Genomic DNA, 21628 nt, shown 5'->3' with positions numbered 1-21628 from the left:
GTGGGGCTCAGCGCGCGGAGGTACGCGGACCCTCGGCGCCCGGGTCACCCGCGCCCTTGACACCCGCCTCGACCGGACGGCGCCCGTCCGACGGAGCCGTGCCCTGCCACCAGGTGCCGGCCCGGTCGGGTGTCTGATCGGGTGCCTGGGCGGCCGTTGGCAACGGCAAGACCTCACCCGCGGAGCGCGACCTGACACCGATCCGTACGCCCACCCCGTAGCGGTACGCCAAACCGACGTCGCGACGCCCCACGTCGTTGAGCACGCAGCCCACGACCTGCGCGTGGACCGTCCGCAGTGCGGCGGACGCGGCCCGTACCTCTTCCTGCCCCGTCATGTTCGCCCGCGCCACCAGGATCACGCCGTCGGCCGCCTGGGCCACGACGGCGCCGTCGGTCAGCGGCAGCAGTGCCGGCGTGTCGATCACGATCAGGTCGAAGTTCCACCGCTCGCTCTCCAGGAGCGTGGCCATCTTGCCCGAGCCGAGCAGTTCGCTCGGGTTCGACGGAGTGGCACCGCAGGGCAGCACCCACAGGGGGTGCTTTCCCCACTGCTGTAGCGCGTCGGACACGTCGATCCGACCGGCGAGTACGTCGGACAGGCCGGTCCTGCCCGGCAACCTGAGGTAGTTCGCGATCCGGGGGCGGCGCAGGTCCGCCTCCAGGAGCAGCACCCGGGAGCCGGTCTCGGCGACCATGACGGCGAGGTTCGCGGCCGTGATCGATCTGCCCTCGCCGGGAATGGCACTCGTCACGGCCAGGATCCGCACCGAGGGATCGACGCAGCGCAGGTTCGTACGCAGTTGCCGGAACGATTCCGCGCCCGGCGTGGAGCCGCCCCGCAGCAGCGCGGGTTTCCTGGCCATCGAGCCCTGGTGCGGGACGACCGCCAGAACCGGTGCGCCGGTCGTCTCGAGCAGCATCCCGGACGTCCTGACCGTCTTGTCCAGCGTCTCCCGGAGCATCGCCGCCGCCAGCCCCACCAACAGGCCCGCCAGCAGGCCGAGCCCGAGGTTGCGCAACGGTCGCGAGGTCACCGTGACCGGGGTCGGGCCGGCGATGACCTCCAGCTTCACCGCCGGGGAGTCGGCGCCCGGTGACCCTTCGAGGGTCTCGACGAGGGCCGTGAACTCACCGAGTACGGCATGAGCGAGCCGTTCCGACCGGGCCTGGTCCACGTCGGTGATGGTCACGGTCAGCAGCACGGTGTCGCGTACCGCCTGGGCGGTGATCCGCTCCTGGATCTGCTGGACGGAGAGTCCCATCGGGTGCTCGCCGGCGACCATGCCAGCCAACCGGTCGCCCCGGACCAGGTCCACGTACGACTTGATCCGCTCCCGGGAGAAGGTGCTGCCCTGCATCACGTCGGTGGTGCCCTTGCCCGGGGTGGTGACGAAGAACGTCGTGGTGGTCACGTACTGGGGCACCTCCCTGGTGGTGACCACGCCCGCGATCCCCAGTCCGGAGATCACCGCCACCAGCACCAACCACCAGCTACGGCGTAACGCGCGCAGACTGCTGCCGCCATTCACCTTCTTGCCCCCGAACCCGATAAGCGAAGACTTTGATGTGTCGATTAGAGGGTAAAGTACGTTTGCGCGGAGATTCTCCGGAATGCCCCTACATGTCAGTAATCGACCATAGCGGGGCATAGGGTGGCCGGACGGCCAGCCTGGTGCCAGCCGTCCGGGCTCGGATCCCGGGACGAGACCGGGTACCGGCGGTGCTCCTACCGGAGCAGTTCGGCGTCGTGGATGAGCAGCGCGACCTGGACGCGGTTGTTGAGCTCCAGCTTGGCCAGCAGCCGGGAGACGTGACCCTTCACCGTGGGCACGCTCATGCCCAGCGCGGCACCGATCTCCGCGTTCGACACCCCGCGCCCGAGCGCGACGGCCACCTCGTGCTCGCGGTCGGTGAGCGCGGCCAGGAGGGTACGGGCCCGGTCGCGCCGCGACCCCGCCGACGGGTCGGCGACGTGGTCGATGAGTTGCCGGATGACAGCCGGGGACAGGCTGGCCGCACCCGCCGCGACGGTGCGGACCGCGGCGATGATGTCGTGCGGCGGGGTGTCCTTGAGCAGGAAGCCGCTGGCCCCGCCGCGCAGCGCCTCCAGGACGTACTCGTCGGCGTTGAAGGTGGTCAGGACGATCACCTGCGGCGGCGACGGCCGGCCCCGGATGCGTTGGGTGGCAGTCAGGCCGTCGACCCTGGGCATCCGGATGTCCATCAGGATCACGTCCGGCCAGTGGGCGTCGACCAGCAACACCGCCCCGGCGCCGTCGCCGGCCTCGGCGACCACCTCGATGTCCGGCGAGCCGCCCAGCAGGATCCGGAGCCCGGCCCGTACCAGTGGGTCGTCGTCGACGATCGCCAGCCGAATCGGCCGGTCCCCCCTCAGGCCGACCACGGCAGCCATGCCCGGAGGCGGAACGTGTCGCGGTCGACGCCGTACTCCACCCGGCCGCCCGCCAGCGCGACCCGCTCACCCAGGCCGACGAGCCCCATCCCCGCCCCCGGTATGACCGGCCGCCCGGACGGACCGGCGCAGGGGTTCGTGATCGTGATCCGCAACTCCTCACCGGCGGTCCCGGCCACCTGTACCTCCACCGCCGCTCCGGGCGCGTGCTTCCGGGCGTTGGTCAGCCCCTCCTGCACGAACCGGTACGCCGTACGGCCGAGGACCATGGACGGTCCGACCGGGGGCACCCGGCAGGAGTAGTGGATCGTCATCCCCGTCGCGCGCCCGCTCTCCACCAGGTCGGGCAGGTCGGCGAGGCCGGGCTGCGGCGGCTCGGGCCGTCCCGCCGCGCCCTCCCGGAGCACCCCGACGACGGTCCGCAACTCCTGCAGCGCCTCGTGCGCGCTGGCCCGGATCGCCCCCGCGGCGAGGGCCACCTCCTCCGGCCTCGCGTCCGTACGTACCTCCAGGGCCCCGGCGTGCAGGCTGACCAGTGACATCCGGTGGGCGAGGACGTCGTGCATCTCACGGGCGATCCGGGCCCGTTCGGTCAGCCGCGCCTGCTCGACGCGCAGGTGCTGGTCGGCCTCCACGCGGGACGCGTGCTCGCGCAACGACCGGGTCAGCCCCCGGTACGCCTGCACGAAAAGCCCCCACCCCGCGGCGGCGACGCTGATCACCACCCGCATCACGACGTCGACCCACAACGGGTACGTGGGATGGTCCTGCAACAGGAAGTACGCCACACCGGTGAGGACGTTCACGGCGCCGAGCAGGAACACCACCCGTGCCCGGCATCGGATCGCGACGGTGAACAGCGCGACGGTGATCGCACCGGTGGCCATGACGGACACCGCGCCGAACGGCAGGAGCACCAGCGCGAGCCCGAGCGGCCAGCGTCGGCGTACCGCCAGGGCGAACGCGCACAGCGTGCCGATCCCGACGTCGACCGGCCAGGGCAGGGCCGCCCCGGGTGCCGTCGCGTCGCCCAGTGGCACCATCAGCGCGCCGTAGCCGCAGGCCAGCCCGATCGCGATGGCGTCGGCGAGCCGGTCGCGCCGCGCCGACCGGCTGCCGCCCGCGGGCTCGGGCACGAGCAGGGCGAAGAGCAGGGCCGACATGTGCGCAGCCTACGAGGTCGAATCACCGGGCGGGACCTACCAAAGTCGTGGTCGGACCGGATCCGGCGCAGGGTGCCCGACCCGACCCCCGGCCGATGCGTGGCGGGACTTCGCCGGGCCACCCTCGGCCCATGACACGCAGAGAACTGTGGCGGATGGCCGCGGTGGTGGCCGCCGGGACGGCCTGGGGCATCGCGGCGGCCCGGTGGACACCGCGCGGGCCGCTGACCAACACCCAGGCGCTGTGGTCGGTCGGGATCAGCGTCGCGGTCGGGCTGGCCGCCGGCTGGTGGAGCCGTTCGCGGTGGGCGATGCTCGCCGCCACCGCGACCTTCGTGGTGGCACTGGAACTGACCCGGATCGGGGTACGGGGGCCGTCCGTGGACGCACCGCACGCGAGCCCGTTCGGCATCATCGCCCTGCTCGCCGGTCGGGGGGTGCACGGTGTGCTGTCGGTCCTGCCGCTCGTGCTCGGCGCCGCCTACGGGGCGGGCCTCGCCCGCCGTCGCCGGCAGGTGCCGGTCGGGGCAGCCCACCCGCGCGCCCGCTGGGGCACCCGGATCCGCCGGGCCGGTACCGCCGTGCTGACCGCTGCCCTGGTCGCGGCCACGGTGGTCGTGTCCGTGCCGGCCCGGACGGCGCCGATGCCGGGTCCGGGCGGCGTCGCCGAGCTGGCCCTCGTCGACGTGGGTCCGTACCGGCTCGGGATGATGATCCGTGGGGTCGACGCCGGGGCGCCGGTGCTGCTGTTCGTCCCCGGCGCGCCGGGCGGCACCGAGATCGGTTCGATGCGCCTGCATCTCGCCGCACTGGAACGGCGCTTCGTGGTGGTCACCCTGGACCGGCGAGGCGGCGGCTCCTCCTACCCGGCGCTGGAACCCACCGGTACGGTCACCCTGGACGGGGCGGTCACCGACACCCTCGCCGTCACCGACTACCTGCGGGACCGGTTCGGTCAGGACAGGATCTACCTGCTGGGACACTCCGGCGGTTCGATCATCGGCGTGCTCGCGGTGCAGCGCCGGCCGGACAAGTACCACGCGTACATCGGCACCGGTCAGGCGGTCGACCTCGCGGCCAGCGACCGGTTGTTCTACGACGACATCCTCGTCTGGGCGCGCGAGACGGGCCACGACGCCCTCACCCGGCAACTCACCGACCAGGGTCCACCGCCGTACGAGGACGTGTACCTCTACGAGCCGATCATGACGTACGCACCACGGGCGTACGACTACGATCACGGCCCCAACGCGAGGGGCGCCACCGGTTTCGGCCTCGACGTCCCCGAGTACACGCTGCTACAGAAGATCCACATGATGAACGGGGTCCTCGACACCTGGAGCGCCCTGTACCCCCGGATGCAGCACGTCGACCTGCGCCGCGACGTACCGCAACTCGACGTACCGGTGTACTTCGTGCAGGGCGGGCACGAGATGCGCGGCCTGGCAACGGTCTTCGACCAGTGGTACGAGCGGCTGCGGGCGCCGCGAAAGCACCTGGACGTCTTCGAGACGGCCGGGCACCGGGCCATGTTCGAGCAGCCGGACCGCCTGGCCGCAGTGATGGACCGGGTACTGACCGGACAGTGACGCGTGGACCCGGCCGGGGAAAACCGGTTGCCGCGCGCGGCCGGCTCGGGGACCGTGGTGGGCATGACGTTCTGACGGACAGCACCCAGTGAATCCGAGGCCCCACCGCGCCGGCCCGCGCCGTGATGCCGTCCGCCCACACCCTTTTTCAGTGAAGAGAGCGTCTGTGTCCGCGTCACCCTCCCGGCAGGGGTCCCTGCCGCCGTCGACCCCGGCCACGGGTTCGGCCACCGTAACCGTGTTCGCGTCGTCCACGAGTTGGATCGAGTCCGATGCCGTCGCACAGTGCCACCAGGTGGCAGCCTTCGACGGAATGATCCACGTCGCCGCCATGCCGGACCTGCACCCCGGCAAGGGCGCCCCGATCGGCGCCGCCATGGCGTCGACCGTGCTGTACCCGTTCCTGGTCGGATCCGACATCGGGTGCGGCATCGCCGTGTTCCCGATCAGGCTCAAGCGTGCCGTACCGGCGAAGCTCGCCGCCCGGTTCCCCGACCTGGACCGGGCGCTGGACCCCGAGGCCGACGCCGACGATCCGGCCTGGACCGTTGTCCGGGGCGACATCCCCTCCGGTCACGTCGAGGGTCTCGGCACGGTCGGCCGGGGCAACCACTTCGTCGAACTGGCCCGGATCGGGACCGTGTTCGAGCCGGACCACGCGGACCGTCTCGGCCTCACCGCCGACGACCTGGTCCTCATCGTGCACAGCGGATCCCGGGGACTGGGCGAGCAGATCCTGCGCGCACACACCTCGGTCCACGGTGCCGGTCCCGCCCCCGATCCCGCCACCTACCTGGCGATGCACGACGACGCCGTACGCTGGGGCGCGCTCAACCGGCGGCTGATGGCCGCCCGGGTCGCCCACGCCCTGGGTGCCGAGCCGACCGAGCCGATCGTCGACCAGTGCCACAACCTGGTCGAGCACCGCGACGGGGTCTACCTGCACCGCAAGGGTGCGGCACCGGGTGACGGTCGGGACGTGCTGATCGCCGGTACCCGGGGCACCCCCTCGTACCTCGTGGCCGCCCATGCCGGGCCGGAGGCGAACCATTCGGTGGCGCACGGCGCCGGCCGCAAGATGTCGCGCGCCGACGCCCTGCGTCGCGGCCGGGCCAAGCACACGGTCGAGGAGCTGCGGCGTACACCGGTGGGATCGCTGGTGGTGTGCGGGGACCGCCAACTGCTCTTCGAGGAGGCACCGACGGCGTACAAGCGGATCGAGCAGGTGATCGCCGACCTCGTCGACCACGACCTGGCCACGCCGGTGGCGACCACGGTTCCCCTGGTCACGTACAAGACGCCGGACCTCGGGTCCACGACCCGCCGCGACCGTCGGGAGCACCGACGCGGAGGTGGCCGGTCGTGAGCGTCCACCTGCTGCTGTCCGCCGGACGTGGTCCGCAGGAGTGCGCCTGGGCCCTGGGCCGGTTACTACGCCGGCTGGAAGCCGACGCCACCCGGCAGAACCTGGAGGTCCGTCGGATCGAGGTCGTACCCGGTGACCGGTCCGACACCTACCAGTCGGTCCTGGTCCGGATCGCCGGGGCCGGTGCCGAGGCGTTCGCCGCGGCCTGGACCGGCACCCTGTGCTGGCAGGCTCCCAGCCCCTACCGGACCAGCACCGGCCGCAAGAACTGGTACGTCACCGCGCAACCGTGCCGGGTCGACACCCCGCACACGACGTTCACCGAGGCGGATGTCGACATCGTCGCCTGCCGTACCGGCGGCCCCGGCGGGCAGCACCGGAACAAGGCCAGTACGGCGGTACGGGCGACCCACCGCCCCTCGGGCATCGTCGTGGTGGTCGACACCGAACGGCAGTTCAGCCTCAACCGGCGTACCGCCATCCGGTTGTTGCGGGAGCGGATCGAGCACGGCGACGAGCTGGCGGAACGCGCTGTCACCTCCGCCCGCTGGCGCATCCACGACGGGCTCGTACGCGGCAACCCCACCCGCGTCGAACGTCCCGGACCCGGCGGCTAGGTCCGGGATGCGTCCACAGCCGGCCGGCAGTCCGATCATCTCGCCGCAGCCGGCACCGGGCCGGGTCACCCTGCGGGGGCTGCGTTTCCGTGGCCGGAGCATCGACGTCGAGTCCGCGCCCGGCCACGTCTCGGTCACGGTGGACGGCCAGCCGTGACGGTCACCGATGGCAGCGCGGTGGTGCCGTCCTGAGCCGGGTGAAGGATCCGTGGTGCAGCGGACGCTCGTGGCGGATGCCCCGGCAGAGTCCCGGGTCATCCGCCACGCGGAGGTCCTATCCCGCGACGCGTGTCAGTCGTTCTGCTCGACGTGCAGCTCCCAGGTACGCAGCGTTCCGGTCAGCGCACTGTTGCTCGCGAAGTCGAACAGCCGCCACTGTACGGTCACCACGTGCGGGCCGGGTCCGGTCACGATCGCGCACGCCTGCAGGGCGTCGGACTGTCCGGCGTCGGTGGTGAAGACGACCGCGCCCGGCGGCAGCGGTGCTCCGTTCACCAGGATGCGGACCTGCACCGCGTCGACGACGGGGGCCAGGACGTTGGGCTGGCCGGTCAGCAGCGCTTCGCCGGTGAAGGTCACGATGACCTGGTCGGTGCTGGCGGCCGCCGCCGGCCCGGCGACCGAGATGGACGCGTCCGTCAGCGGTACGAAGACGCCGCCGGTCTCGCCGATCGTCGTGGGCGCGATCTTGGTGAGCACCGCGGCACGTAGCTGTGCCTTGCCCTCGCACCGGTAGACGTCCCCGGGCTCCAGGAGGGCCTGATCGGCTACCGCCCCGACCGGCCCGACCGCCGCGTCCGCTCGGCCCACCACCATCGCCGTAAGCACCAGCGCCGCCAACGCCGGAACCACCAGCAGCCTGCGCTTTCCCGATATCTGCATGACATTTGCTCCCTGTCTCCCGAGCCGCGCTCTGCGGCCCGGAGCGACAGTCGCACCGGGTGGTCAGGGTGGCGTCAGGGTCGCCTCAGCGTCGCCGTCCCGGCGTCGAAGCAGCGGCGCCCTCATCCAGGTCGCCGGTGATCGACGCCGGGGCACGCATGCGCCAGGCATCGGTGACGAGTTCCGTCAGGCGGTCGACGTCCACCCGCACCAGCCGCAGCATCACCAGGGGCAGACCGTCGTACCCGGGTGTGGTGAAGAAGATCTCGGGCTCGCCGAGGAGCAACGCCTGCTTCTCCGCTTCGTCGCCGACGTACAGCACGGCGACGTCGGTACGGATCACGCGTGGCCTGCCGGGTATGCGCTCGGGGTAGGACCAGACGAAACCCTGGTTGGCGACCCGGAAGTCGAAACCGGCGCTGTCGATCTCGACCACCTGCGGCAGCGCCAGGGCCAGCCGACGGACATCGTCGGCGTCAGCCATCGGACCCGCTCCGCAACACCGCCACCTGCACCCGCACAGGCTAACCGATGCGTCGGACAAGATCGGAGACGCGACTGCCGGGGCGCCTACCTCCGACGGGTCACCCGCCTGCCGTGATCTTGTCGAAGTCGATGACCTCGCTCGCGGCGGGGGCCTTGATCTCGAAGGTCGATCCGTATCCGCTGAACACGACCTGACTCGTGGACCCGGCGCTCCCCAGGAGCAGCGGGTACGGCTCGCCGGTCGTCGCCACGTACAGGATCTGGTCGGAGCCGTCGATGAGCGCGATCGCCGGTCCGGCGTCGATGGTCTTGATCTCGCCCTTGGTGACCGCTCCGTCGGGCTTGATCAGCTCGCTGATCCTGGCGGTCTTGAAAACCTCGCCGAGGGTCGGATCGTCCGGCTTGATCTTGACCCACCTGTCCCCCAGCAGCGGGGCGATGGCCGGACCCTGCGGGCCACCGTTCTCGGTCCAGAACTGGGCGTTTGCCTTGAAGTACGGCTGGCCGGCGACCCGGAGCAGGTGGATGGTGCTGCCGCCGGTGCCGATCGAGCCGACGAGGTCCTCGCCGTTGAAGGTCAGGTCGACGGCCAGCGTGTCACCGTCGCTCTCGGACTCCCCCTTGACCTGGAACGATCCCGCCTTTTCCGCAGCGGCGACCGCCTTCGTCCTGATCTCGTCCGCCGTCAGCGCCGCGACGCCGTTGCCGTCGGGCACGGTGGTGGCAGCGGCAGCCGGCGCGGCCTGGGAGCCGCTGTCGGCCTGTCCGCCGCAGCCGGCGAGCAACGTACTGGCGATGGCGATGGGCACGAGTACGCGAGCTACACGCATGGTTGAGCCTTCCTTCGTTCGCGACCCCCCAAGATCGGAACGGCCGCGCGAAGCATAAACAGGCCCTCGCCCAGGTCAGAGGGCGGGATGTCGATCAAGCGCGGGGAGGGGCCGGTCCGGGTCGGCGCAGGCGTCGGCGAGCAGTTCGACGTATTCGGCCACCCATCGACGGGCGGTCTCGTCGGTGAGCCGGTCCAACGGGTACTCCAGATAGCCGTCGAGCCGATCCGGATGGGGCACCAGACCGAACATCAGCGCACCCCGCTCGGCATCGGTCGGCACGTCCCGCACCCGTACGGTCAGGTCGGGCAGTTCGAGTCGCATGTCCAGGGTGTTCTGGAACGCGAAGCTCACCATCACCCCGGACGGCATCCCGCCGCCCGCCGGCCCGAGGAACTGCCCGTAGATCCAGGCGGTGGGCAGCAGGTTGTCGATGCCGGCGAAGAGGCCGGCGGCGGTCTGGTCGACGAGTTCGCCGAACGTGGCGGCGGCCGTACGGATCCGCAGCGGCAGTGCCGTGGTCATCACGGCGACCGCCTCCTCGTACGCCCGGGGTGAGCGGTTGGCGTGCGGCACCGAGAGTGTCACGTCGGGTTGCCCGCTGAGCCGGGCGAGCAGGACCGCCATCGCGGCGGCCGTGACCGCGTTCACGGTGGCGCCCCGGGCGCGGGCGAGCGCCTGCGCGGCGAGGCGTACCCGGTCCGGGATCTCGAACCGGTGGGTGGCGGCCCGACCGGTGGGGCGGTCCGGGGCGGGGCCGTCGAACGGCAGGTCCAGGGTGAGCGGTCCGTCACCGAGGTGCTCCGCCCAGTGGGTGAGTCGTCGGCGCCGGGTCGGCTCGTCCCACTGGTCGCGCTGCCAGCGGGCGTATCCGGTGCACTGGGCGGCGGGCGGCCCGAAGTCGGCGGTACCCCCGGTGTGGGCGCTGCGGTAGCCGGCGGCCAGGTCGCGCAGCAGCACCGAGATGGCCCAGCCGTCGCAGGCGATGTGGTGCACGACCAGGACCAGCCAGGACTCGTTCCGGTCGAGGCGGATCAGGGCGTACCGGACCGGCGCCTCGTCGGCCAGGTCGAACGCCGGCTCCACCACCGCCCGGCACGCCGCCTCGGCCCGCGTCCGGGTCTCGTCGTCCGGAAGCGCGGTCAGGTCGACGACCGGGAGGGGGACCGGCCGGTGGGCGAGGATCCGTTGGATCCTGGTGTCGCCGTCGCGTCCCAACCGGGCCCGCAACGCGTGGTGCCGGGCGAGCAGCCCGTCGACGGCGGCGTCGAGCGCGGCGACGTCCAGGTCCCCGACCAGTTCCAGGCGCAGCCCGACGTTCCAGCCGCTGGAGTTCCCGGTCCGTTCGACGTTCTCCATCATCCGGTTCTGCTGGGCCGAGAGCGGCGCCCGCGTCACCTCACGCTCGTCGGCCGGTCCGGCCAGCCACCGCAACAGCTCGCCCTTGTACGACCGCAGCCCCGCCATCAGTTCCGGGGTCAGGACCGCCGCCGGGGCGTCGTAGCGCAGTGTCCCGTCGACACCGGTGAGCCGTACGTCGGCGACGGAGACGTACTCCAGCACCTCCTCGAAGGTCACAGCGTGCCCCGTACCCGCCCGGGGTGGGCCGAGCCGTCGGGTGTGGACTGCCGGCGCAGCCGTTCGACCATGGCGGCCACGGTCGGGGCACGGAAGAACTCCAGTGCCGGATACTCGACGCCGGTCGTCTCGCGTACCCGGTTGAGCAGGCGCAGGGCGTTGATCGAGTGCCCGCCGAGGGTGAAGAAGGAGGACTCCTCCTCGATCTGCTCGGGTTCCCGGTCGAGTTCGGCGGCCCAGAGTGCCCGTACCGTCTGCTCGGTGTCGCCGACCTGCGGCGCGGCGGCCGGCGGGGGCGGCGGAGGTGCGGCGGCCGGCAGGGTGGGGTCGGGCATGCCGGTACGGATCGTCGGCTCCGGCAGGCTCGCCCGGTCGAACTTGTTGTTGCCGGTCTGCGGCAGCACCGGCAGCAGTGCCCACACCCGTGGGATCAGCACATCGGGCAGCACCCGGGCCATCGACGCCACCAGCCGGTCGGCGATCCCGTCGTGCGGTACGCCCGGCGCGGGCACCACGTAGCCGGCGAGGTACGCGTCCCCGTTGTGGTCCCGCCGGGCCACCACTATGCCGTCGGCGACCAGATCCAACCCCCGCAGTACGGCCGACGCCTCCCCCGGCTCGACCCGGTTACCCCGGATCTTGACCTGGTCGTCGGCCCGCCCGAGGAAAACGAGCACCCCGTCGGTGGTCCACCGGACCAGGTCGCCGGTGCGGTAGAAGCGGGCACCGGGCCCGCCGCCCGGGTCGTCCACGAACCGTTCCGCGGTCAGCTCGGGCCGGTTCAGGTACCCGCGCCCCACCCCGGCGCCACCGATGAGCAACTCCCCCACCGCACCGAGCGGTGCCAGGTTGTCCCACTGGTCGCGTACCTCGACGTGGATGTTGTCCAGGGGACGGCCGATCGGGATCGGGCCGGCGGGTGCCCTCGACGCGTCCGCCACCACGTCCACCACCACGACAACCGTCGTTTCGGTCGGCCCGTAGATGTTGTGCAGCACGTACGGCAGGTCGGGGTGCGGGCGTACCCGGAGTTGCTGGCCGCCGACGGCCAGGTGGCGCAGGCGTGGCTGGGCCGCGACGGGCAGCGAGAGCAGCCCCTCCCCGATCGGTGTCGGCAGCATCGCCACGGTCACCCCGGCGGTACGCATCCAGCGGGCGAGCGCCATCGAGTCCAGGCGTACCCCGTCGTCGGCGATCGCCAGGCTGGCGCCGGCCATGAACGTCGGCCAGATCTCCAGCATGGAGGCGTCGAAACTCTGCCCGCAGACGGCGGCACTCCGGTCGGCGGCGGTCAGCTCCAGCTTGTCGTGGTACCACCGGCACAGGTTCAGCACGCTGCGGTGGGTGATGACCGCGCCCTTCGGCCTGCCGGTCGAACCCGACGTGTAGATCACGTAACACGGCGCGTCCGGGTCGTCCGCCACCCGCGCCAGGCTGCCGGGCACGGCGGACCCGTCGACCCCGGCGTCGAGGAACAGCGGGCGGACCCCGTCGGGCAGGTCCGGTGGCTCGTCGCCCTCGGTGGTCAGCACCACCCGGGCCCCGCTGTCGGAGATCATGAAGTGCACCTGCCGGTTGTTGAGCAGCGGATCCATCGGCAGGTACGCCGCACCCGTACGCAGCACCGCGAGCGTGGCCACGATGAACTCCGGTGACCGGGGCAGCCACAGCGCCACGATCTCGCCGGCTCCGACACCGAGGCGGGCCAACCTGTCCGCGAGCACCGCGGCCCGCTCGTCGAGCTGCCGGTACGTCAGCACGCTGCCGCCGCCGATCACCGCGACACTCTGCGGTGTCCGCTGCGCCCAGTGCCGTACCGCGTCGTGCAGGCAGCCCTGCGGCAGTTCGCGGCGCCGGCCGGTACCCCAGCGGGTGAGCTTGTCGCGGTCCGCGTCGAGGACGCCGACCAACGCCGAGATCGGCGTACGGGAATCGCGGGCGGCCGACTCCAGGGTCGCGACCAGGTACGCGAGCCACCGTTCCACGCTGCCGCGATCGAACAGGTCGGTGTTGTACTCCAGCCGGCAGTTGATCCCGTCGGCGTGGTTGGTCACGTAGAGGCTCAGGTCGGCCAACGCGCGCTCGGCCCGGTGCTCCAGCGTGCGGGCGCTCACACCGGGCAGGTCGAACCCGAACGCGTCGTCGTTCTCGAACTCGATCATCGTTTGGAAGATCGGGTTCCGGCCGGTGTCCCGTACCGGGCGCACCGCGCGTACCACCGCGTCGAGCGGGACGTGCGCGTGGTCGTACCCGTCCAGCGCGGTCCCGCGTACGCGCCCGAGCAGGTCGGCGAAGGTCGGGTCGCCGGAGAGGTCCAGCCGCAGCGCGATCGTGTTGAGGAAGAACCCGACCACCTGCTCGGCGCCGGCCGGCCGGTCCGACACCGGCGTACCCACGATCAGATCGTCGGTACGGGTGAACCTGCGCAGCGTGGCGGCGTACCCGGCCAGCATGGTCATGAACAGGGTGGCCCGGTGTTCGGCGCCGAGCCGCCGCAGCCGCTCGGACAGCTCCGGGTCGAGCCTGCGCCGGACCGACCCTCCGTTACCGGTCTGGACGGTCGGGCGCGGGCGGTCCGTCGGCAGGTCCAGCACCGGCAGGTCCCCGGCCAGCCGCTCCCTCCAGTGGTCCAGGTCCGAGCCGTTGCCGTGGGTGTGATCGTCGTCGGCTGCCTCCCGGCGGGCCAGGTCCAGGCAGTCCGCCGGCACGTCCGGTAGGTTGGCCGGCTGCCCGGTCAGCTCCGACCGGTACAGCGCGGACAGGTCCCGGGCCAGGACGGTCGCGGAGGTCGCGTCCACCACTATGTGGTGGAACGAGAGGACCAGCACGTGTCGCTCGTCCGACCAGCGCAGCAGCCGGCTCACGAACAGCGGGCCGGTGGCCAGGTCGAACGCGCGCCGGCTCTCGGCGGCCAGCGCCGACCGTACGACCTCGTCCTCGTCCCGGCCGGGGTGTTCCTCGACCGCGAAATCCACGGTGCCCCGCCCGAGCACGATCTGCACGGGATCGCCGTCCCGCTCGCGGAACACCGTACGCAGTGCGCCGTGCCGGGCCACCAACCGGACGAGTGCGGCGTGCAGCGCCGGCACGTCCAGCCGCCCGTCGAGGCGTACGGCCGTCGGCTCGTTGTAGGCGCCCTGACCCGGATTCAACCGCTCGAGGAACCACATCCGCGACTGACCGCGCGACAGCGGCCCCGACCGGTCCGGGCCGACCTCCGGGTCCGGCCGCGTGAACCGGTCGTTCACCGACGCCGACCCCGTTACCCCGACCGGCGCGGGCGCGTTGACGGCTGCTGTCACGGGCGTATTGACAGGTGCCGCAGACGCCGTGACGGGAGCGGGGGCGGGCCGGGCGCGATCGGTTGCGTGGTAGCGGGCGCGCAGGCGGTCGAGTTGCGGCAGCCCGGCCCGCAACTGTTCGGGCCGTACCCCGAAGTCGACCAGCGCGGCCACCTCGTCGACGCCCGCGGCGGCGAGCGCGTCGATCAGACCCGCGCCCTCCTCCGGCGAGCCGATCAGCGCCCGGGACTCGCAGTACCGGTCGTAGGCGCGCCGGAACACGTAGTCGAGGTCCTCCTCGCGGGCGCCGTCGAGGTCGACCTGGAAGCCGAGGCTGTTGGTCAGCTGCCCGAACAGCGACAGGGAGGAGCGCATGTACGCCCGCAGCGGCGCGTACGCCTCGGACCGGGCCCGCCGCGACTCCTCGCCGAGGTAGGTGTGCACGAGCACGACCACCCGGCCGCCCTGCGGGTCGAGCCCCTGTGCGGCGCGGGTCTTGCGGTACCGCACGATGTTGTCGGCCAACTGCTCCACCGACTGGCTCATCAGGTTCGTGACGATGCCGAGGTCGTGCTCGGCCGCGCGCCGGTACGACTCCGGGTTGCCGACAACCGCGACGAACATCGGTGGCACCGCCTGTACGGGGCGGGGCAGGGTGCGTACCTCGATGGTCTCGCCGGTGCCCGAGCGGCGCCGCACCGACTCACCCCGCCAGAGGCGTCGTACCTGGTCGAGGTGGCTGTACATCACCTCTCGGTGCGGTCCGAAGTTCTCCGGGGCGAGGACGAAGTCGCCCGCGTGCCAGCCCGGCGCGCACCCGATCCCGACCCGCCCACCGGACAGCCGGTCCACCATGGACCACTCCTCGGCGACCCGGATCGGGTCGTGCAGCGGCAGGACCACCGATCCCGCGTGCAGCCGGATCCGGCTCGTCTCCCGTGCCAGCGCGGCGGCGAGCACTACCGGGTTGGGGAACACCCCGCCGAAGGAGTGGAAGTGCCGCTCGGGTATCCACACGGCGTGGAACCCGTGCTCGTCCGCGAACCGGGCGGTCTCGATGATCGACTCGTACGGGTCGCCCCGGTCCCCGTCCTCCGCTCCCCCATCCTGCGGGTAGTCCCCGAAGAAGTACACGCTGAAATCCGGCGCCGCCCGTGCCACGGGTTCGGCCGCCCGTACGACAGGCTCTACCGCCGGCATCGACGGTTCGGGTGCCGGCACGCGTCGGGTGGACACGGCCGGCACCGGCGCGGACGCGGGTACGGCAACGGCCGGTGGACGGGTGAGGAAACCGGCCGCGCGCATCTCCCGGAGCGAGCGCTGCACCGCGTCGATGACGGTGTCGACGTCGTTGTCGGTGTGTTCGGTGGAGAGGAAGAAGTTTCGCCACTCCCAGACGTACACGCCCTTGAGCAGGAGGTGGTGGTAGAGCAGTTCGAGGTCGGCCCGGTGCTCGAAACGGAACTGCGAGCCGAAGTGGCCGAGGCGGACCGGGTACTCCTCCTCCTCGAAGAACGCGTTCAGCGTGCCGACCAGGCGGTTGGTCCGGCCGTTGAGCTCGTGCTGCAGGTGCGGGCTCTGCTCCTTCAGCCGGGTCAGTACGGCACGGGCGGCCACCATGGACACCGGATGCTGGATGTAGGTGCCGCCGAAGAACGTCGTCTCGCGCTCGGGGCGACTGTTGTCGCCGTACCGCCAGAAGCCGCCGTCGATGCCGTCCATGATGTCCGCGCGGCCGGCGATCGCCCCGATCGGGAAGCCGCCGCCGAGCAGTTTGCCGTACGTGGCGAGGTCCGGGGTCACGCCGAACAGTCCCTGGGCGCCGCGCGGGTGCGGCCGGAACCCGGTCAGCATCTCGTCGAACATCAGCACGATGCCGTACCGGTGGGTGATCTCGCGCAGTCGGTGCAGGAACGCGGCCGGTCGGAGCGTGGGGTGGCGGCTCTGCACCGGCTCGACGATGACGGCGGCCAGCCGTTCGCCGAGCGCCTCGATCGTCTCCAGGGCATCCGGCGTGCCGTAGTCGAGGACGACCAGGTCCGCGACGGCGCTGGCCGGGATCCCGGTGGAGACGGCGACGGTGGTCCGGTCCGCGCCGGTGCCGACCGAGCGGCCGAGCACGTTGTCGGCGTGGCCGTGGTACGACCCGTGGAACATGACGATCCTGTCCCGCCCGGTGGCGGCCCGGGCGAGCCGGATCGCGGCGGAGTTCGCCTCGGTGCCCGAGTTCGCGAACGCCACCCGTTGCATCCCGGTCAGCTCGCTGAGCAGGGCCGCCGCCTCGCCGGTGTCGACGCTGCGCGGGCCGAGCTGGATGCCGCGGGACAGGTGTTCGCGTACCGCGTCCGCGACGAAGTCCGGCTCGTGACCGAAGAGCAGCGCACCGAAGCCCATGGTGATGTCGAGGTAGCGGTTGCCGTCCACGTCCTCCAGCCACGCGCCCTTCGCGCGCTGGCCGGCGATCGGGTACAGCATCTCCTTGGTGGCGCTGCGGAACCCGACCACGGCCCGGCTGTCGGCCAGCACACCCCGGTAGTGCTGGGCGATCTCCTTCGAGCGCCGGGTCTTCGCCACGAACCGGCGCCGCAGGTCCTCCACGTGGGCCCGCTGGCCGTCGGTGGAGACCGCCCCGGCCTGGCCGGCGCCGTGGGCCACGGTCACCCTCGGCCCGTGCACCTCGGCCACCGCCGGCGGCAGTGGCGCCGGAGCCGGTTGCGCCACCTCGGGTACGACCACAGCGGCCGACGCCCGCACGACCGGCGGCTCCACGACCGGTGCCTGCACGAGCGGGGATTCCGCCGCCGGGGCGGCGACCGGAAGGAGCACCGGCGTGCGGCGGGACAGGATCAGGCGGGACAGCTTGTCGGGGGTGTCCGCCTCCTCGAACAGCTCCCGCATCGCCAGCCGTACGCCGAACTCGCCCTCGAACTCCCGCAGGGCGTTGATCATCGCGAGGGAGTCGGCGCCCATCTGGAAGAACGGGCGGTCGACGTCGATGTCTTCCGGGGCGCAGCCGAGGTGCCGGGCGGTGACCTCGCGTACCCGGTCGACCACCGGACCCAGGTCCCCGACGGTGGACCCGGCGACCACGCCGGTACCGGTGTCTCGGCCGGTGTCAACGTCAACCATCGCGCCTCCAGGGTCGGTACGGGCCAGCGGCGGTCCGGTCCAGTGGACCCGTCGTTGGAACGGATAGGCGGGCAGCGGCACCCGGCGTCCCGCGCCGGGGCCGAGCAGGGCGTCCCAGTCCAGGACGACCCCGTGTACGTGCAGCCGGGCGACCGCCTCGACAAGCTGGTCGAGCCCGGCGTCCCGACGGTGGGCGGCGAGCACCGGTGACCCCGGCAGCGCCGGCCGGAGCAGCCCGACCAGGCTCGAATGTGGGCTGAGTTCCAGCACCGGACCGGTGGCCGATCCGTCACCGGCCACCGCGAGCGCCGCCGCGACCAGGTCGAACCGGACCGCGTCCCGGGTCTGCCGGAGCAGGTACGCCGGACCCACCCGGTGCCCCACCGGCAGTACGGTCCCGTCGACGCCGCTGACCAGCGGCGTGTCCAGGGGTGCGAGCGGGATCGTGGTGAGCACCTCGCCCAGCGGGGCGAGGATCGGGTCGAGCAGGGCCGAGTGGAAGGCGCGGTTGACGGCGAGCCGGTGCCAGCGCAGCCCGCGCTCGTCCAGCCGCCGGCAGGCCGCGTCGACCGCCTCGACCGGCCCGGCGACCACATGGTTCTCCGCCGCGTTGATCGCGGCGAGGCCGAGCCGCCGGTCGCCGGCGAGCAGTTCGTCGACTGCCGGGCGGGCGGCGAAGACCACGACCATCCCGCCCGGTGCGGTGTACTCCCGCATCAGCCGCCCGCGCAGTCCGGTGAGCCGCAGCCCGTCCTCGATCGACAGTGCACCGGCCGCCGCCAGGGCCGCGTACTCGCCGACGCTGTGGCCGGCGACGAGGTGCGGTGTCACCCCGAACGATCGCCACAGTCGGGTCAGCGCGGTCTGGAACGCGAACAGCGCCGGCTGGGCCACGTCGGTCTCCCAGACCGGACCGTCGGCCGAACCCACGCCCGCGTTGCCCAGCAACGGTGTGAGCAGGGTCGGCCCACCGGTCCGGCGCTGGTACGCCTCGCACTCGTCGAGCACCGCCCGGAACTGCGGATAGCGATGGTAGAGGGGTCCGGCCGGACCGGCGTACGGGGAGCCCTGTCCGCCGTACACGAAGACGGGTGTGGCTCCCCCGGCCGGGACCGGGCCCGCGGTCGCGACCCGGTTCGCGCGCTGCTGCTCCGGGGCGGCGAGGTAGCTGTCCAGCGCGTCGGCGAGCGCCGTGGGGGTCGGGCCGGTCACGACGAGCCGGTGCCGCAGGTGCGGGCGGCCGATCGCGGCGGTGGCGACCAGGTTGTCCAGGTCGAGTCCGGGGTCGGCCCGGAGGTGGTCCCGGAACCGGCCGGCGAGCGTACGCAGGCTTCCCGGATGGTCCGCGGACAGCGGCAGCGGTACCGGGACCGGGACCGGCTCGACCGCATCCGGCCGGGCCGGCACCACGTGTCGCGTCCGCCCGGACGATGCCGCAACCGTGGGTGGCGGTGCTTCGAGAATCAGGTGGACGTTCGTGCCCCCGACCGCGAGCGAGGTCACCCCGGCCCGGCGGGGACCGGGCAGGTCGGGCCACGGCTGTGCCTCGGTGGGGATGAAAAACGGGCTGGTGGCCAGGTCCAGCGCCGGGTTGGGCCGCTCGAAGCCGACCAGCGGCGGGACCTCCCCGTGCTTGAGTACCAGCACCGTCTTGAGCAGACCGGCCAAACCGGCGCAGGCGTCCAGGTGCCCGATGGCGGGTTTCGCCGAGCCGATCGCGCAGTACCCGGTCCGGTCGGTGCGTTGCCGGTACGCCGAGGTCATGCCGTCGAACTCGATCGGGTCGCCCTTGTAGGTGCCGGTGCCGTGGGTCTCCAGGTAGCCGATGGTGTCGGGCGAGACCCCGGCCACGTCGAACGCGCGCAGGATGGCACCCCGCTGTCCGGTCGCGCTCGGCGCGAGGTAGCTCAGCTTCGAGGCGCCGTCGTTGTTGACGCCACTGCCCAGGATCACCGCGTGGATGGTGTCCCCGTCGGCGACCGCGCGGTCGTACCGCTTGAGCAGCACCGCCGCGACCCCGTTGCCGCCGACGGTGCCGTCCGACGACGCGTCGAACGCGCGACACCGACCGGACCGGGACAGGATCGTGCCCTTGACGTGGCGGTAGCCGAGGATCTGCGGGGTGTGCACCGCCGAGGCCCCGGCCAGGGCCAGGTCGGCGTCACCGGCGAGCAGCGCCTGCCCGGCCAGGTGCACCGCGACCAGCGAGGTCGAGCACCCGGTCTGCACCGTGATCGCCGGGCCGGTGAGCCCGAGGCGGTACGCCACCCGGGTCGCGGCGAAGTCGTTGAAGTTGCCCACCGCCACCTGGAACGCGGAGGCGAAGTCGCCCTCCCAACGGGCCTCGCCCAGGTTGTTGCGCAGGTACGTGTTGAGCGGGTACAGGTGGTAGCCGACGCCCGCGAAGATCCCGACCCGTACGTCCGGTCGGGTCGCCGCGTACCCGCCGTTCTCCAGCGCGTGGTAGCAGGTCTCCAGGAACAGCCGATGCTGCGGGTCGACGGTCCGCGCCTCCTGCGGGCTCATCCCGAAGAACTCCGCGTCGAACGAGTCGATGTCGTCGAGCACCCCGCTGACCGCGACGAAGTCGGGTGACTCGCGTACCTCCGCCGGAATTCCGGCGCCGGCCAGCTCCTCCGGGCCGAACCTCCGTACGCTGGTCACGCCGTCGCGGATGTTGCGCCAGTAGGCCTCGGGGGTGTCCGCGCCGGGCAACCGGAACGCCATGCCGATGATCGCTATCCGCCGGTCGTCGGTGCTGCCGTGTCTGGCGTCGCTCATGTTGTCGGCCTCCGCCGGATCGAGAGTGCGGCCACCATGACCAGGGCCAGCAGCACCGCGAGCCCGTGGAACGTGCCGACCACGCCCAGCGGGGTGAGTCGCTCCAGCAGGAACGCGCAGGCCACCATGCCGACGCCGAAGCCGAGGTTCTCCGCCATCGCGGAGAAGCCGAAGACGTAGCCGCGCTGCTCGTCGGGGGCGGACTGCAACCGGGTGGTGTACGCGATCTCGGTGAAGCCGTCCGCGACCCCGGCGATGGCGGCGACCGCGATCAGCAGCGGCATCGGCGGTGCGGTGAAGGTGAGGATGAACGCGGCCGACATGAGCGCGGCGCCGAGCGCGAAGGCACGCTCGTTGATGGTCCGCCCGGTACGGCTCGACCAGCGGGCGACGAGTCGCTGGGCGAGGATGTTGCCGATCGCCCAGGTGGCCCAGAACTGCGACACGAACGCGGCCGGATGTTCCGGGTCGAGTGCGGTGGAGAGCACGGGAAGGCCGACGTTGTGCGACGCCGACCCGAACGCGTCGATGGCCCGCAGGCTGATCAGGGCGAGCAGGATCGGGGTGAGCCGCAGGTAGCGCAGGGCGGCGAGCTGTGCGGCGAGCACCCCCGGTGGTTTCTCCGCCGGACCCGGCCCGGATCGGGTCCCGGTGCCCCGGGTGGTGATCGGCAGTCGGGCCAGGTTCGCGGCCGAGAAGAGGAAAGCCCCGGCGTCGATGAGGAACGCGCCCGAGTACCCGAGCGTGGAGATGAGTACGCCGGCCGAGGCGAATCCCGCCACCATCGCGATGGAACGGCCGGTGGCGAGCAGCGCGTTCGCGCGTACCCGCTGGTCCTGGCCGACGATCTCGGGGATGCTGCTGCGCAGCGCGACGTTGGTGAGGGTGGCGCCGGCACCGGTGACCACGGCGACGAGGTAGAGCAGCCCGGCCTGGGTGGCGGCCGGCGCGAGCACCAGGACGACGAGCGCGAGTGCCTGGGTGACGTCGGACGTCACCATGATCTGCTTGCGGTCGAGCCGGGAGACGAGGCTGCCCGCGCCGAACCCGGTGAGGAAGCTCGTGGCGAGGCGCAGCGCCATGAGCAGCCCGGTCTGCAACGCGCTGCCGGTCAGCGAGTACGCGAACAGGTTGAGCGCCACCATGTCCAGGTAGCTGCCGTACGCGGAGACGGCGTTGCCCACCACCAGGAACCGGAAGTGCCGCATCCCGTCCCGGGTACGACCGACGCCCTGATCAGCGATCGTCACGGGCAGAAAAGGGGAGCGTTAATTGTTGTCGACGTCAGGCGTTTGACGCGATCAGCAGGGGAGGAATTGTACGGCAAATTGTGCCCCCAGGACCGGCGGACGCTGTTGGCGCGCATTTGATAGGCGACTTCCGCGAGTCAGAGTATGGGACCGCCCGAAGGTTGACAAGGTCCACTTCGGAGAGTCATCCGGTGGGTGTTTGGCCTGGACGCTCCGTAATTTGCCCAGACCTGACGCCTCGATCACGATGTCGACGGGCCC

General features: G+C 72.0%; 13 protein-coding genes. 4 read left to right on the top strand and 9 right to left on the bottom strand.

The features are described 5' to 3' along the window. Positions 1–7 precede the first annotated feature (7 nt). The 3 genes from OIE47_RS28325 to OIE47_RS28315 all read right to left on the bottom strand — a co-directional run bounded on the left by OIE47_RS28325 (position 8) and on the right by OIE47_RS28315 (position 3578). Positions 8–1531: a polysaccharide biosynthesis tyrosine autokinase gene (locus tag OIE47_RS28325; RefSeq protein ID WP_326557558.1), complete on the bottom strand. Its 1524-nt coding sequence runs from the start codon at positions 1529–1531 to the stop codon at positions 8–10. Positions 1532–1728: 197 nt separating this feature from the next. Further along, positions 1729–2415, bottom strand: coding sequence for a response regulator transcription factor (locus OIE47_RS28320; RefSeq protein WP_326557557.1), 687 nt, complete (start codon positions 2413–2415; stop codon positions 1729–1731). Continuing rightward, the gene (locus OIE47_RS28315) at positions 2394–3578 is read right to left on the bottom strand and encodes a sensor histidine kinase (RefSeq protein WP_326557556.1); all 1185 of its coding nucleotides are present in this window, start codon (positions 3576–3578) and stop codon (positions 2394–2396) included. The genes OIE47_RS28320 and OIE47_RS28315 overlap by 22 nt, the downstream gene beginning before the upstream one ends. Before the next feature lie 131 nt (positions 3579–3709). Here OIE47_RS28315 and OIE47_RS28310 point away from each other — a divergent pair, with 131 nt between their 5' ends. The 4 genes from OIE47_RS28310 to OIE47_RS28295 all read left to right on the top strand — a co-directional run bounded on the left by OIE47_RS28310 (position 3710) and on the right by OIE47_RS28295 (position 7307). Beyond that, entirely contained in the window at positions 3710–5167 is a 1458-nt protein-coding gene (locus OIE47_RS28310) for an alpha/beta fold hydrolase (RefSeq protein ID WP_326557555.1), read from the top strand. 166 nt (positions 5168–5333) lie between these two features. Further along, positions 5334–6533 (top strand): RNA ligase RtcB family protein, encoded by a 1200-nt coding sequence (locus tag OIE47_RS28305; protein WP_442792191.1) that lies wholly within the window; start codon positions 5334–5336, stop codon positions 6531–6533. Further along, positions 6530–7150 (top strand): peptide chain release factor H, encoded by a 621-nt coding sequence (gene prfH / locus OIE47_RS28300; RefSeq protein ID WP_326557554.1) that lies wholly within the window; start codon positions 6530–6532, stop codon positions 7148–7150. Before OIE47_RS28305 ends, prfH begins: the two co-directional genes overlap by 4 nt. A gap of 7 nt (positions 7151–7157) precedes the next feature. Next, entirely contained in the window at positions 7158–7307 is a 150-nt protein-coding gene (locus OIE47_RS28295) for a hypothetical protein (protein WP_326557553.1), read from the top strand. 134 nt (positions 7308–7441) lie between these two features. Here the strand turns inward: OIE47_RS28295 and OIE47_RS28290 are convergent, their stop codons facing one another. From OIE47_RS28290 to OIE47_RS28265, 6 genes are all read right to left on the bottom strand, one after another. Next, a complete protein-coding gene (locus OIE47_RS28290; protein ID WP_326557552.1) occupies positions 7442–8032 on the bottom strand; it encodes a hypothetical protein in 591 nt (196 codons plus the stop codon). Positions 8033–8117: 85 nt separating this feature from the next. Further along, positions 8118–8516: an MmcQ/YjbR family DNA-binding protein gene (locus OIE47_RS28285; RefSeq protein ID WP_326557551.1), complete on the bottom strand. Its 399-nt coding sequence runs from the start codon at positions 8514–8516 to the stop codon at positions 8118–8120. A gap of 100 nt (positions 8517–8616) precedes the next feature. Then, positions 8617–9348 carry a hypothetical protein gene (locus tag OIE47_RS28280; RefSeq protein WP_326557550.1) on the bottom strand — a complete coding sequence of 244 codons (732 nt, stop codon included), beginning with the start codon at positions 9346–9348 and terminating at the stop codon, positions 8617–8619. A 75-nt stretch (positions 9349–9423) separates the two neighbouring features. Further along, positions 9424–10926 carry a condensation domain-containing protein gene (locus tag OIE47_RS28275; protein WP_326557549.1) on the bottom strand — a complete coding sequence of 501 codons (1503 nt, stop codon included), beginning with the start codon at positions 10924–10926 and terminating at the stop codon, positions 9424–9426. Beyond that, entirely contained in the window at positions 10923–20117 is a 9195-nt protein-coding gene (locus OIE47_RS28270; protein WP_326557548.1) for a non-ribosomal peptide synthetase/type I polyketide synthase, read from the bottom strand. Before OIE47_RS28270 ends, OIE47_RS28275 begins: the two co-directional genes overlap by 4 nt. Further along, entirely contained in the window at positions 20114–21367 is a 1254-nt protein-coding gene (locus OIE47_RS28265) for an MFS transporter (RefSeq protein WP_326557547.1), read from the bottom strand. Before OIE47_RS28265 ends, OIE47_RS28270 begins: the two co-directional genes overlap by 4 nt. Positions 21368–21628: the final 261 nt, after the last annotated feature.

Source organism: Micromonospora sp. NBC_01796, from assembly GCF_035917455.1.
In the GTDB taxonomy this organism is placed as follows: domain Bacteria; phylum Actinomycetota; class Actinomycetes; order Mycobacteriales; family Micromonosporaceae; genus Micromonospora_G.
The sequence above is the reverse complement of the archived record's forward strand: the minus strand, read 5'-3'. Positions and strand labels throughout refer to the sequence as shown.